This is a genomic window from Bradyrhizobium cytisi (genome assembly GCF_008123515.1).
Lineage (GTDB): Bacteria > Pseudomonadota > Alphaproteobacteria > Rhizobiales > Xanthobacteraceae > Bradyrhizobium > Bradyrhizobium cytisi.
On the sequence record NZ_VSSR01000021.1, the window covers coordinates 354,320 to 367,907 of the forward strand.

At 64.6% G+C, this 13,588-nt stretch carries 13 protein-coding genes and 1 pseudogene; 4 read left to right on the forward strand and 10 right to left on the reverse strand.

Going from position 1 to position 13,588, the window contains the following annotated elements:
* A complete protein-coding gene (locus tag FXB38_RS14285) occupies nt 1–1,263 on the forward strand; it encodes a serine hydrolase domain-containing protein (protein ID WP_187434867.1) in 1,263 nt (420 codons plus the stop codon).
* 4 nt (nt 1,264–1,267) lie between these two features.
* Here the strand turns inward: FXB38_RS14285 and FXB38_RS14290 are convergent, their stop codons facing one another.
* The 7 genes and pseudogenes from FXB38_RS14290 to murI all read right to left on the reverse strand — a co-directional run bounded on the left by FXB38_RS14290 (nt 1,268) and on the right by murI (nt 6,118).
* Nucleotides 1,268–2,335 (reverse strand): threonine aldolase family protein, encoded by a 1,068-nt coding sequence (locus tag FXB38_RS14290; RefSeq protein ID WP_148751571.1) that lies wholly within the window; start codon nt 2,333–2,335, stop codon nt 1,268–1,270.
* A gap of 33 nt (nt 2,336–2,368) precedes the next feature.
* Nucleotides 2,369–2,584 carry a hypothetical protein gene (locus FXB38_RS14295; protein ID WP_148751476.1) on the reverse strand — a complete coding sequence of 72 codons (216 nt, stop codon included), beginning with the start codon at nt 2,582–2,584 and terminating at the stop codon, nt 2,369–2,371.
* Between the two features lie 69 nt (nt 2,585–2,653).
* A complete protein-coding gene (rpsD, locus tag FXB38_RS14300) occupies nt 2,654–3,271 on the reverse strand; it encodes a 30S ribosomal protein S4 (RefSeq protein WP_148751477.1) in 618 nt (205 codons plus the stop codon).
* A 198-nt stretch (nt 3,272–3,469) separates the two neighbouring features.
* On the reverse strand, nt 3,470–4,237 hold the full coding sequence (locus FXB38_RS14305) for an acyltransferase (protein ID WP_148751478.1): 768 nt from the start codon (nt 4,235–4,237) through the stop codon (nt 3,470–3,472).
* A gap of 116 nt (nt 4,238–4,353) precedes the next feature.
* Nucleotides 4,354–4,449: pseudogene (locus tag FXB38_RS43810) on the reverse strand (cupin domain-containing protein); the annotation flags it as partial.
* Between the two features lie 38 nt (nt 4,450–4,487).
* On the reverse strand, nt 4,488–5,261 hold the full coding sequence (locus FXB38_RS14315; RefSeq protein WP_148751479.1) for an HpcH/HpaI aldolase family protein: 774 nt from the start codon (nt 5,259–5,261) through the stop codon (nt 4,488–4,490).
* Between the two features lie 59 nt (nt 5,262–5,320).
* Nucleotides 5,321–6,118, reverse strand: coding sequence for a glutamate racemase (gene murI, locus FXB38_RS14320; RefSeq protein ID WP_148751480.1), 798 nt, complete (start codon nt 6,116–6,118; stop codon nt 5,321–5,323).
* A gap of 171 nt (nt 6,119–6,289) precedes the next feature.
* Here murI and FXB38_RS14325 point away from each other — a divergent pair, with 171 nt between their 5' ends.
* Both FXB38_RS14325 and FXB38_RS14330 read left to right on the forward strand, forming a co-directional pair.
* The gene (locus tag FXB38_RS14325) at nt 6,290–6,841 is read left to right on the forward strand and encodes a cytochrome b (protein ID WP_148751481.1); all 552 of its coding nucleotides are present in this window, start codon (nt 6,290–6,292) and stop codon (nt 6,839–6,841) included.
* A 168-nt stretch (nt 6,842–7,009) separates the two neighbouring features.
* On the forward strand, nt 7,010–7,651 hold the full coding sequence (locus tag FXB38_RS14330; protein WP_148751482.1) for a glutathione S-transferase family protein: 642 nt from the start codon (nt 7,010–7,012) through the stop codon (nt 7,649–7,651).
* Between the two features lie 7 nt (nt 7,652–7,658).
* On the opposite strand, the gene FXB38_RS14335 is transcribed toward FXB38_RS14330, so the two are convergent.
* Both FXB38_RS14335 and FXB38_RS14340 read right to left on the reverse strand, forming a co-directional pair.
* Nucleotides 7,659–8,465, reverse strand: a complete 807-nt coding sequence (locus FXB38_RS14335; protein ID WP_187434868.1) for a Crp/Fnr family transcriptional regulator — start codon at nt 8,463–8,465, stop codon at nt 7,659–7,661.
* A gap of 270 nt (nt 8,466–8,735) precedes the next feature.
* Entirely contained in the window at nt 8,736–9,830 is a 1,095-nt protein-coding gene (locus FXB38_RS14340; RefSeq protein WP_148751484.1) for a SecDF P1 head subdomain-containing protein, read from the reverse strand.
* 247 nt (nt 9,831–10,077) lie between these two features.
* Here FXB38_RS14340 and FXB38_RS14345 point away from each other — a divergent pair, with 247 nt between their 5' ends.
* Nucleotides 10,078–11,985 (forward strand): acyl-CoA synthetase, encoded by a 1,908-nt coding sequence (locus FXB38_RS14345; RefSeq protein ID WP_148751485.1) that lies wholly within the window; start codon nt 10,078–10,080, stop codon nt 11,983–11,985.
* Between the two features lie 54 nt (nt 11,986–12,039).
* On the opposite strand, the gene FXB38_RS14350 is transcribed toward FXB38_RS14345, so the two are convergent.
* Nucleotides 12,040–13,383: an ABC transporter substrate-binding protein gene (locus FXB38_RS14350; protein WP_246229886.1), complete on the reverse strand. Its 1,344-nt coding sequence runs from the start codon at nt 13,381–13,383 to the stop codon at nt 12,040–12,042.
* Nucleotides 13,384–13,588 lie beyond the last annotated feature (205 nt).

Below are 13,588 nucleotides of genomic sequence, written 5' to 3' on the forward strand. Positions count from 1 at the left end.
ATGCACGGGCGCCGCGGGCTGATGGCGGCGCTCGTAGTTTTATTCGGCCTTGTCAGTGCGCAAGCGGGCTCCGAAGGCCGCGCGCACAAGCTGACGCCCGAGGGCCTCTCAAAAGTCTCTGACTACATCAGGAACGAGATCGCGACCGGCAAGTTTCCGGGCGCGATCCTGCTGCTCCAGCAGCACGGCAAGCCGGTCTATTGCGAGAATTTCGGCGTCCGCGACGTCGCAACCGAGATCTCGATGAGCGCGGACACGATCTTCCGGCTGTATTCGATGTCGAAGCCGATCACCTCTGTCCTTGCGATGATGCTGGTCGAGGAGGGCAGGCTCGCGATCAACGATCCCGTCTCGAAATACATTCCGGCCTTTGCCGGCATGAAGGTCGGCGTCGAGAAGAAGGCCGAGGACGACAAGATCTCGCTGGAGCTGGAGCCGCTCAATCGTCCGGTGACGATCGAGGATTTGATGCGCCACACCGCCGGGATTCCATACGGCTATTATGGCGGGGGCCTGGTGAACAAGCTGTATGCCGATGCCGGTCTGTTCGCCAACAAGGATTCGACCAATGCCGAACTCGTCGCGAAGATCACCACACTGCCGCTCGCCGAACAGCCCGGCACGATCTGGGATTACGGCCACTCCACCGACGTGCTCGGCCGCATCATCGAGGTGATATCCGGGAAATCGCTGTTTCAGTTCGCAAGGGAGCGGCTGCTTGATCCTCTCGGAATGAAGGACACCGCGTTCTATGTCGCCGATCCCGCCAAGTGGCCGCGTATCGCCGAGCCGATGCCGGAGGATCGCGCGATCAGTCCGATGACGCAGGTCCGCGATATCAGGAAACCACTGAGATGGGAGTCGGGCGGCGGCGGCCTCGTCGGCACCGTCGGCGACTATGCGCGCTTCTCGCAGATGCTGCTCAATGGCGGCAGCTATGAAGGCCGGCGCTATCTCAAGCCTGATACCATCGCCTTGATGGCGTCGGATCACGTCGGTCCCGAAACCCATGTCGAACGCGACAGGAATTATTACCCGGGAGAGAGCTCCGGCTATGGTCTCGGTGTCGCCGTGCGCACCTCGGTGCCGCCGGGCACCGCGTGGCCGCTCGGCGAATATCGCTGGGATGGCGTCGGCGGCACCTTCTTCTTCATCGATCCCGAAGACGACCTGTTCGGGATTTTCATGGTGCAGACCCCGTCGCAGCGCGGCCGGATTCAGCTCGCGCTGAAGACGCTGATCTATCAGGCGATGGGGCGGTAGATTTTTACGCCTCGCGCACGATCTCTCTGACGTATCCGACCGTTTCCTCGATCTGGCTCGCATTGACGTCGAGATGGGTGCAGGCGCGGATGCGGCCGTCCATCATCGCGAGCGTCACGCCGCGCTGGCGCAGTGCGGCGACCATCTTGTCGCCGGGCACGCCGGCGCCATCGGGCTTGAAGAACACGAGATTGGTTTCTGGCTCCTGAACCTCGACGCCCGATATCTGCGACAGGCCGCGGGCCAGAGCTCGTGCATTGGCGTGATCGTCGGCGAGGCGCTCGACGTGATGGTCGAGTGCGTAGATGCAGGCCGCGGCGCAGACGCCGGCCTGCCGCATCGAGCCGCCGAGGCGCTGCTTCCACTGCCACACCGCGTCGATGAAGGCGCGGGAGCCCGCGAGCACGCCACCGATCGGCGCGCCCAGGCCCTTGGAGAAATCGATCCAGGCTGAGTCCCAGCCCGCGGTCATGTCACGCGGCGAGATGCCGCTCGCCACTGTCGCGTTGAGCAGGCGCGCGCCGTCCATGTGGGTGACGAGGCCGTGTTGCCTGGCGATCGCGACGATCTCGTCGAGCGCGGCCTTCTTCCAGATCGTGCCGCCACCGATATTGGCGGTCTGCTCGACGCTGACGACCGTCTGGGTTGGCTGGTAGCGCGTGCGCGGATGCAGGGCCTTGCGGAACGTCTCCGGCGTGAACTGGCCGTCGGCGCCCTTGAGCTGCGTCACCTGGAAGCCGCCGATCGCGGCATGCGCGCCGCCTTCGCGGGCGATGATGTGCGCGGTCTCGTGCGCAAGGATCTCGTCGCCGGGACGGCAATGCACCAGCGTCGCGGTGACGTTGCACATAGTGCCCGAGGGCATGTAGACGGCCGCCTCCTTGCCCATCAGCTCGGCTACGCGCTCGCACAGGGCATTCACGGTCGGGTCGTCGCCGACCTGCTCGTCGCCGACCTCGGCCCGCGCCATCGCCTCGCGCATCGCAGATGTCGGCCTGGTCTGCGTGTCCGAGAGCAGATTGATGCGCACCGGCGGCGCCTTGGGATCGATGGGGGGAGGGGTGTAGAGCATAGCGAGTCTCATTCTCTTATCGAACAACGATAGTCAGCCATGGCCGCGCTGGGCAACGCGTTGCCGCGCGGTGGCGAGGATGTCGTCTGGAGTTTCTGAAGTGAAGTTGTTGCAGTTGGGCTGTGCGAACAGCTTTTGATATCGGCGGACCTGCTCGTCACGTGACAACGTGGCCCATACCTCGCGCTCCGCTTCGGTCGGAATTGCCGACGGTCCAATGTTGGCGAGTTGGTCAGTGATCTGAGACATTCAGATTGCCCATACCACAACAAAAAGGCCCCGGAAACCGGGGCCTTTGAGCGATGAATTGGTGGTCTATCAGCGCGAATAGAATTCGACGACCAGATGGGGCTCCATCTGCACCGGGAACGGCACGTCGGAAAGATGGGGGATGCGCACGTACTTTGCGGTCATCTTGCCGTGGTCGACTTCGAGATAGTCGGGGGTGTCGCGCTCAGGGAGCTGGCTCGCTTCGAGAACGTGGGCGAGCTGCTTGGAGGCTTCCTTGACCTCGATCACGTCGCCGACCTTGACCTGGTAGCTCGAGATGTTGACCTTGCGGCCGTTCACTCTGATGTGGCCGTGGTTGATGAACTGGCGCGCGGCGAAGATCGTCGAGACGAACTTGGCGCGGTAGACCACCGCGTCGAGACGACGCTCGAGCAGGCCGATCAGGTTCTCACCGGTGTCGCCCTTGAGGCGGCTCGCCTCGACATAGACGCCGTGGAACTGACGCTCGCTGATGTTGGCGTAGTAGCCCTTCAGCTTCTGCTTGGCGCGCAGCTGCACGCCGAAATCGGAGAGCTTGCCCTTGCGGCGCTGGCCGTGCTGGCCAGGGCCGTATTCCCTGCGGTTGACGGGGCTCTTTGGGCGGCCCCAGATGTTCTGGCCCATACGGCGATCGAGTTTGTACTTCGCCTCACTGCGCTTAGTCATCGCGTCCTCTTCAGGTACTTGGTTTGAGGAAACGCGCCCTCCTGGGTGACGGGCTAGCCCGGCACTGACAGGTCCGATCCCCAAAGCTTAAGGGAGAGGACCACGGGTCGCGAAACGCTTCGCGGGCCGAAATCGGCCCGCGAGCAGGGGGCTTTTAGGAGAGTTTGGGCCGCTTTGTCAATGCGAATGGCCCTGGAATCAGGTCCCGACAGCCCGGATTGGTTTGGAGCCGGCCGCCCGCAATTCGGCAGCGATTTCAGTGTTCAGCACCTGTTCCAGCCGGGTCAGGACCCGGGCAATCGGGGCGGCGTCGGTGACCCGGTGATCCCAGCGGATCACGACATGGATGGTCTGGTCGGGCTCGACGAGGCCATAGCTGACGATGAACGGGCCAGGCGTCACAGGATGGAGCTCGCCGCCTCCATAGGCGGCCACCGAGCTCACCGCGAAACTGCCGAACCAATTGCCCCGCTGCCGGCCGAAATTTAAGCCCACCGCCCAGGACAGCCGCCGCAGCGGCAGCGGCAGGCGGGTCGCCCGCATGATCTTGCGGAACATCGGGACGTCGTCGATCGGCGCGGTCTTGGCGCGCCGGATCTCGGCGTCGACTGCGGCCAGCGCCATGGCCTCCGGGGCCGCGATCCGCTGCGGCATCACGCATTCCTCGCCGTTCTCGACCCGGGCGACGGCCACCAGCGCCACGCTCTTCGGCAGCTCGTAGAGCGATGGCCAGGGCCATTTGGCATAGACGGTGCGCAGCACCGGCTCGTCCTTGGCGACCAGGGCGAAGGCCTTGACGAACATCGCGGCCCAGCCGACCGGCGCCACCGCGCTCGCGCGGGCCTCCAGCAGGGGTCGAATATTGAGCGAGCGGGACAATGAGACGAACGGCACGCCCATCGAGGCGCGCATGAGGTCGATAATCAGGCGGCGCGGCAGTGAAATGTTCTTGGGTTGACCGCGCATCGTTCTCCGGTTCCCGCGGACTGACAGGGGATTGACTTGGGGGCGGCGAGGGGGCGCCCGTTCGCCGCTTGCTCTAGCACGAACTAACCCGCTTTGGGCAGATCGGTTCGGCCCGATCAAGGCGCTGGCGAGGCCAGCGGCCTGGTCTTGTCGACGACGTAAACTCCAAGCACTTTCAATGATTTGTCGCCTTTGGCTGGGGTGTCATACACACGACACCTGGCCATCGATAGCGCGACCTTCGGCCTGTTCAGCGCTTGATCCCGTCGAACGCCGCCATGATGCCGCGCTGGAACAGCGACCAGTCGAATCCGAGCGCGATCGCGCGGTAGCCGCGGTCGACCAGGGCGTTGGCCTGGTCTGCGGTGCGCGCCACGCCGCCGATTGGCACGCCGCTTCTGAGGATGCCGGCTTCCGCGCGGGCGACCAGCTCGAGCAGCTCGGGATCGTCCATCTGTCCGCGCTTGTTGATGGAGGTCGCGAGATCGCCGGGGCCGATGACGGCGACGTCGATGCCCGGCGTCGCCATGATCTCGTCGATGCGGTTGACGGCGTCGACATGCTCGATGGTGATCATGCAGAGCATTTCGTCGTCGGCTGACGCCATGTAGTCCGGCATCGTCTGGCCCCAGCGGAACGGCGCGTGGAACGGACCCCAGAGCCGGTCGCCGCGCGGCGGGTAGCGCACGCTGCGCACCGCCTTCTCCGCCTCGCTGCGGTTCGTGATCATCGGGAAATTGATGCCGAAGGCGCCGATGTCCATCGGCGCTTTCGCAAGCCACGGCTCGTTCGCCGCGATCCGCACCAGCGGCGTGCACGGCGTGCCCGTCGTCGCGGCAATCATCGCATGCGCTTCGGTCAATCCAATCGGGCCGTGCTCGAGATCGACGATGATCCAGTCGAGCGAGCGCGCCATGATCTGCACCATCTGTACGCTCGGGATCGTTGCGATCGCGCCGAAGGCGGGGCGGCCTTCACTCCACAATTGGCGGAGGCGATTGAGCGGCGTTGCGGGGACCGGCATGTGATGACCTTGCGCGATGACAACGGCGAAGCCTAGCAGCGCGCCGTGTCCGCGAAAAGTCAGGCCAGCGCGCGGCCGCCGAAGAATGGCGTCAGGGTCGCCCCGAGCCCATGGGCGCGGTTCGACGTAAAGATCATCGCGGCGCCGGATTGCACGATGTCCCCACCGTGCGGGCCGAGCAGATCCGAGACGCGGCGGGCGATGGCAGGTGCAGGATCGATCCATTCGACCGGCCAGGGCGCCAGCCGCTCCAGCCGGTCGAGCAGCAGCGGATAATGCGTGCAGGCGAGGACAATTGTGTCGGTGCGTGCACCCGCGTCTGCCGCGTCGCCGACGAAGCAGGGGGTGAGCTCGGCGAGGATATCGCCGTCGCTGATCGCCTGCCCCCTGAGCTCGCGCTCGGCAAGCGAGGCCAACTCGGGCGAGCCGACCAGCGTCACCTCGCAGCCTAGCGCGAAATCGCGGATCAGCGCCTTGGTGTATTCGCGCTTCACGGTGCCCTTGGTGCCGAGCACCGAGACGCGGCGGGTCTTCGACCGGGCGCAGGCCGGCTTGATCGCCGGCACCGTGCCGACGAACGGTACGGAATAAGCGGCCCGCAGATGCGATAGGACCAGGGTGGAGGCGGTGTTGCAGGCGATGACGACGAGGTCAGGATCATGGGTGCCGATCAGCTCCCCCATCAGCGGCACCACGCGGGCGATGATCTCGTCCTCGCTGTGATGGCCATAGGGGAAGAAGGCGTCGTCGGCGACATAGACGTAATGCGCCTCGGGGCGCACGGCCACGACCTCGCGCAGCACGGTGAGGCCGCCAAGGCCGGAATCGAATACCAGGATCGTCGGAGAATTGGTCACGTCACCACCCTAGCCCGTCATGGTTACCATTGGGTTTTTTGGGCGGTTTTGCGGCGGGGGGCGGCCGGCGCCCGGTTTGGAACGATTCAATTTCACCTTTGCCGCACGTTCCCGCTATTTGCAGCCGTGCTGCGCTGCGGTTGGGACATCCGCAAATTTTCGGGAGTCGACATGATCAGAAACACGAGGACCGGCTGGGGGAGCGTTGCCCGGTGGTTTCACTGGGGCTTGGCGCTGGCGATCCTCGGCATGATCGGCTTCGGCTGGTGGATGAACCACATTCCGGCGCGCGCCGATAAGTTCTTCTATCGCTCGATCCATGCCGACATCGGCTATGTGATCCTGCTGCTCACGGTGCTGCGGATCGTCTGGCGCGCCCTCAACCCGACGCCGGCGCTGCCGGCCGAGACCTGGCGCTGGCAGAAGATCGCGGCCCGTGTCAGCCATGGCGCACTCTATCTCGTCGTCATCCTGGTCGCGATGCTGGGCTGGGCACACTCGGGCGCGCGCACGCCCAATTATTCGGACTTCTTCGGCCTGTTCAACGTGCCGCAATTCACCTCTCCGGACAAAGCGGCGGCGGGCGCCTATGAGGACCGCCACATCTTTTTTGCCTATGTGTTGCTGGCCCTGATCGCGATCCACGTGATCGCAGCCCTCTGGCACCACTTCGTCCGCCGCGACCGCGTCGTGGCGCGCATGGTGACCGACGAGGCGGGGTAGGGGACGGTCTCTCCATATCGTCATTGCGAGCGCAGCGAAGCAATCCAGAATCTTTTCCGCGGTGGCAGTCTGGATTGCTTCGCTGCGCTTGCAATGACGGAGTATGATGCAACGTCACGACAAACACTCGCGGCGCAATCGCCGGAGTCATCTGCACAGGAAATGCCCATGCTCACCGTTCACCATCTCGGCAAATCGCAGTCCGAACGCATCGTCTGGCTCTGCGAGGAGCTCGAGATCCGCTATGAGCTGAAGCGCTATGCGCGCGATTCCGTCACCATGCTGGCGCCGCCCGACTACAAGGCGCTGCATCCGATCGGGGCGGCGCCCGTCATCGTCGACGGTGATCTCGTGCTCGCCGAATCCGGCGCCATCGTCGACTACATCATGGTCAAATACGGCAAGGGCCGCCTCGTGCTTGGCCCGGACACGCCCGACTTCGCGCAATTCCTGTACTGGTTTCACTTCGCCAATGGCACGCTGCAAGCCGGCATGGGCCGCCTGATGCTGCTGAACCGGCTCAAGCTCGCAGAGGACAATCCGATGCTGGTCGCGACCAAGGCGCGGGTCGATCGCGCATTCGACCTGGTCGATACACGCGTGCGCGATGCGGAATATCTGGCGGGCAGCAGCTTCACCACGGCCGACATCATGATGGGTTTCTCGCTCATCACGATGCGCTATTTCCAGCCCTACGATCTCGCGCGCTGCCCGAACCTGGTCAAATATCTCGGCCGCATCGGCGCGCGTCCGGCCTACCGGCGCGCGATGGAGAAGGGCGATCCCGGCATGGCGCTGCTGCTGAGCTGAGCGGTGATCAGGCGATCCTGTTCGTGGTCGCCGCCTGTGCTGCGGCCAGCTGCTTCTGCAGGCGATCGATGTTTTGCAGCAGGCGCTGGCTGGTCAGCACCAGGAAGTAGTAGCCGAATTGCGGATCCTGAAAGTAGATCTCGAGCAGGCGGTCATAGGTGATCGTCAGCACCTGGCCGTCTTCGGTGCATTCGATCGTTCCGGTGCGCCGGTTGTCCGGCGTGAGGAAGCCGAGCTCACCCATCAGCGCGCCGGGCCCGATCTCGACGTTGATCTCCTTGACCAGGAACTTGCCGGTGACCGTGAGGAGCATCTCCTTGGCCGGATCGCCCAGCTTGAAGAGCGTGTCGCCGTGGCGATATTTGCGCTCGGTCATGAACGGCTTGAGCCACTCGATCGACATGTCGCCTTCGGCCGCATGGCGCGCCTTCTTGACCAGCTTGAGCATCTGCCGCAGGCGCAAGGCGTTGATCGGAAGCAGCAGCAGATACAGCAGGAACGTCGAGACATTGGCCGAGAGCGCGCCGAAGATGGCGAAGAAGGCGCAGCCGACCATGTTGGCGACGCGAAGCGGCACCATCGTCCGCATCAGCAGGGTGGCGACGAAGAAGCCGGCGCCGACTGCGGCGAACATGTTGGCCAGCGTGATGTTGTGGACGAAGATCTCGAGCAGCCGGTTGAAGATTGCGTCGTAGGTGACGTTGTTGGGATCGAGGCCCATCTGGACCAGGATCTTCGCGATCCTCAGATTGTCCGTGGCCGCGTCGAGAATGCGGTCGAGGATAGAGGAAATGTCTGCACTGCCGGACGGCATGGTACTATCCCTGCGTAAGGCTTTCTGTCCTGCTTGGTATTCGTATAGCCGAAATCGAATGACGACGGATTGAATGAAGCCTTCGGCCGTCATGCTGCAAGAGGCAAATTTTAGCCTGAACGGGCATTTCGGCAATTGCCCGTTGGTTGCGCGTATGACCTCGGTGCGGCCCGTGATTCGAGGCCACCGGGGGCGCCGGCTTGGGGTATCGTGAACGGACTTTGGACGGACTCGGGCGCCCTGGCGGCGGGGGCGCGGGCTATCTCCGCCTCAGGGCTTGGCGGTGGGCTGGATGACCTGCTGCTCGACGAGCGTGAGGTGCCCGGGCAGCGCGCCGGCGCGGAGCAGCATGGCGACGCTGTTGGCCTCCTCGAGGGTGAAATTACCGGAGATCTGGACCGAGCCGCCGGTGATGGGCTCGCGGATCACGGGGGCGGAGATCACCTTGTCGTCGAGCACGATGGCGAAGGATCTGCCGACGTCCTCTTCCGTTACGTGGGCGAGGCGCCGCGTGCCGCGTCCGTTGAAGCGGAACGAGGCGACCGGGTCCTTGGTGCCGGCTGCAAAGCCGGGCGCCGCGTAGTTGATGTCCTCGCCGTCGAGCACACTGTCCTTGGCGACCAGATAGGGCTGCTTGTCCTTGAAGCCGAGCAGGACTTCCGAGCCTTCGGGCGGCGTGCCGGATTGCGCCTGCTCCGGTGACATCGAGGCATCGATCAGGCGGAAGCTGACCTTGACCTTCCGGGCGAAGATCGCGGTGATGCGCTCGGGTTCGGTCGCGCCAGGCAGAAAGATGCGAATGCGGTCGGTCCCGTCAGGGGCGACACTGGCAAGCTTGACGCCGGAATCCTTGAGGCGCTGCTCGATCATGGCGATGGACTCTTCGACGAGTTCATTCAGCCGTGCAACGGATGCGGCATCGGTCGGCGCGAGCCTGACCGCTCCGTTGCCGCCGTCAGTCACGGCGAGCGCATGCGAGGGCAGTCCGTCCGCGGCTGCGGCGAGCTTGCGCGCGAGCTGATCGCGGCCTTTGGCGTCCGCGATCTTGACGTCGACGCCGCCGTCGCGGATCGCAAGATTGGAGAAGGCGATATGGCCGTCGTGCAGGTTCTTGTAGACGTCGTCGCGCAGATCCGTGAGGACGCTCTCGCGCAGGCCGGAGCTGTCCACCCTGTAGATGATGCGCGACCCGCCCTGCTTTTCCATCTTGTCGCCGACGAAGGCCACGATCCTGGCGCGCATCTTGTCGAACTGGTCATCGGCGAGCGCGGCGCGCGGCAGGGCGATGGCAATTGCCATGATCGCGGACATCATCGCGATTGCGACGATCAGCCGTGTGGCGCGGTCCCGCGGGGGCGTGGTCATGATCACCTCAAGTCTTGCGGCAGGACGCTGGCAGGCGAATCCGACCCATGTTCTTGGTCCCCGGATCGGGCACGGAGGTTCAAACGCCGCGCACCCCAGTGCTACGACAGTAGCCGTTAGGTCATGGACGAACGCCAAATCATCCATCATGCTGTCGGCGCTCGGCCGGCCAATCGGTCGAGGCCTTGCCAAACCAAATGTCAAAAGACAGGGGCGAGGAGATGCATCTGAGGGAGGACGGAATTCCATGGCGGGCATCCACGCGCTCGATCGGCTCATCGGCAACGACTATCCGGAGCTTTTGACGGACGAGGAGGTCCGGGCCTTCGAGCAGGTCCCTTACGCGGACCGTGTCGCGGCCGAGAGCACCTATGATGCGATCAAGCTCGGGGCTGCGCGCAACCCCGACGGGGCGGCGATCCAGTTTCTGCAAAATGCCGATCCGGCCGATACGCCGCTCGTGGTCACCTTCCGCGATTTCATCGCGCGCGCGACGCAAGCCGCCAACATGTTTCACGCGCTCGGCGCGGAAAAGGGCGACGTCATCAGTTTCATGTTGCCGCTGCTGCCCGATGCCTTCGTGACGCTGTTCGGTGCGGAGGCTGCCGGCATCGCCAATCCCGTCAACCCGCTGCTCGAGCCGCACCAGATCGCGGAGATTCTGGAAGCGGCCAACACGAAAATCCTGGTGGCACTCGGGCCGATGCCGGGCACCGACATCTGGCAGAAGGTCGAGCAGATCCGCCCGCAGCTCAAGCACCTCAAGGCGATCGTGCAGGTGGCCGGCGGCGGCGATCCCACCAACGGAATTTTTGCGTTCAACGACCTGATCAAGCAGCAGCCGTCCGACCGGCTTGTCAGCGGGCGCAAGATCGCGGGCCGCGACATCGCGGCGTATTTCCACACCGGCGGCACCACCGGCACGCCGAAGCTGGTGCGGCACACCCATGCCAATCAGGTCTATCAAGCCTGGGCGCTCAATCTGCTGCTGAAGCCGAAGCCGGGCTCCAACCTTCTGTTCGGCATGCCGCTGTTCCATGTCGGCGGATCGTTGACGCAAGTCTTGTTGACGCTGTCGAGCGGCGGCTCGCTGGTCGTGCTGTCGCCGAGCGGCTGGCGCAATCCGAACGCGGTGAAGAACATCTGGGGCCTGGTTGAGCGCTTCAAGCCGGAGGCGCTGTCGAGCGTGCCGACGGTGCTCGCCGCTACGCTCGCGGTGCCGCCCGGCAATGCCGACATCTCCAGCCTGAAATATGCAGCCGGCGGCGGCTCGGCGATCCCGGTTGCGGTCGGCTCGGCAATCCAGGAAAAGCTCAAGCTGCCGGTGGTCGAGGTCTACGGCATGACCGAGACCTCGAGCGTGCACACGCTCGCCTATCCGTCACGGCCGATCCGGCTCGGCTCGGTCGGCCTGCCCATGCCTTATTCGCGGGTGCGCATCGTGCAGCTCGACGCCGATGGCCGCCTGATCCGCGACTGCAAGCCGGACGAGATCGGCGTCGTCATCATGGCCGGGCCCGGCGTGTTCGGCGGCTATCTCAACGACGCCCACAACAAGGGGGCCTTTGTCGATGAGGTCTGGGTCAATTCCGGCGATCTCGGCCGGCTCGATGCCGATGGCTATCTCTGGATCACCGGCCGCGCCAAGGACCTCGTGATCCGCGGCGGTCACAACATCGATCCGGCGCCGATCGAGGAGATCATGTTCCGACATCCCGCCGTCGGCTTTGCCGCGGTGGTCGGCCAGCCCGACGCTTATGCCGGCGAACTGCCTGTGGGCTATGTGCAGTTGAAGCCCGGCGCGTCCGTCGAGCCCGGCGAGCTCGAGTCGTGGGTGCGTGAGCGCACGCCGGAGCGCGCCGCCGTTCCGGTGCAGGTCATCCCGATCGACCCGATGCCGGTGACCGGCGTCGGCAAGGTGTTCAAGCCGCAACTGCGCTGGGATGCGGCGCAGCGCGTGTTCACCAAGGTGCTGGCGCCGCTGATCGCGCGCGGCATCGACTGCAAGGTGAAGGTCGGCGCCCATGGCAGCCACGGCTCGATCGCAACCGTCACGCTTGCGGGGCTTCCGGCGGACCAGCGCGAAATCGTTGCCGGCGAGGTGCACACGCTGCTTGCACCGTTCGTGATGCGGCACGAGGTGGTGTTCGGCTAAGTGCGGCCGTGCATGGCACGGCCCCAACACTTCCGATTGGACAATGCCTCGCCACTAGCCGCGGATCGCCGCGTTGGCCCTTTCGGCCGCGCCCGTCATCGCATCCTTCGCCGGTTTTGCCCCGTTGACCACTTCATTCACGCCGATCATGAAGGCGTCCAGGATCGGTCGCGATTGCGCATGGAAAAGGATCGCCTTGGCACGGTCGACATCGGCATTCTGCAGATTGGTCAACGCCGCCTCGGCGGCTTGCGAGCCGAACGCCTTCTTGAAGCCATCGCTCGACCAGGCCGACACGCGCGTCGTCGCCAGTCCCGCTGCAGCAGTCCGCAGCGAGGTCGCCTTGCTCGTCGCCCAGAGCAGGAACAGGAAAGCCGCGCGCTTGTTTCGGGATTTGGAATTGATGCACGCCTGCCAGTGCGACATGAAGGGAACGGGTTCGCGACCGGCGAGATGCGGAAAGCTTGCAAAGCCGGCCTGCTTAGCGACACGGCTTTTCGCAGGATTGGAGATGTCGGTCGCGAAGTTGCTGCTGTCGATGGCCATGGCCGTCCGTCCCTGGAGGAAGTCATCCAGCACGTTGTACCACTCATAGCTGCCAACGCCGGCGGGCCCGGCCTGACTGAGCAGCTGACCGTACATCTCGACGGCCGCGATCGCCTCCGGGCTCGCGAAGGCGACCCTGTTGTGCTCGACCATGGCCCCACCGTAGGAGAACACGAAGCCCATGGCCGGCGGGGAGGAATTGCCGCCGGCCTGGGCCCGCATGGCGATCCCCGAGATCCCGTTGGCCTTGACCGCCTTGGCGGTGGCAAGCAGCTCTTCGAAAGTCTGGGGAACAGGCAGATCCTTCGCTGCCATCGCATCTCGGTTGATGAACAGGGTCATCGCCTCTGAGGTAATCGGAACGGCGTACCGTTCGCCGTCCGACCACAGCGGGAAGGCTCGGGCCGTCTTGAGCAGGTCGCTCTCGTCATACCAGGCGGGATCGGTCAGCGACTTCAGGGAATAATAGCCGTTCAGCGGCTCCAGCCATCCATTCGAGATGCCCTGGCCATAGGTCGTGAACATGAAGACGTCAGGCGTGCTGCTGCCGCGGGCGAGCCTGATCGGCAGCGCGCCGAGATACGTGGTTTCCAGTTGGAAATCGATGGTGACATTGATGCCGGTGAGTATGGTGAACTCCGGCAACAGCGGCGTGATCGCATTCGACCACGGATGGATCGCGCCCGAAAGCGCGATCGTCTGTCCCGCAAATTGCTTCCAGTCGATCGCGGCGCCGGCATCGGCCGGGGGGGCATCCTCCGCCAGGCCCCGCCCTGGCAACAGCCCGACTGCCGGTAAGACGGCTCCCGCCGCGCCCAATCCCTTGACGAAGCTCCGACGGCTGGTTGGCACCCCACCGCTCCCTGAGTTTCCGGCTGGCACCATGTTGGCGCTCCTAATTGCGGGCAGTCAATTACAACAAGGGAGACGTCACCCGTGACATTGTGCTCCGCCAACTGGCGGATTTCGGCGCCAGTGGAGCATGCGTCGCGAATGGCTGGTTCCCCTCACCTGCGCGGACCGCCCATGCTATCGTTCCAGCAACGCTCCGGTCCGA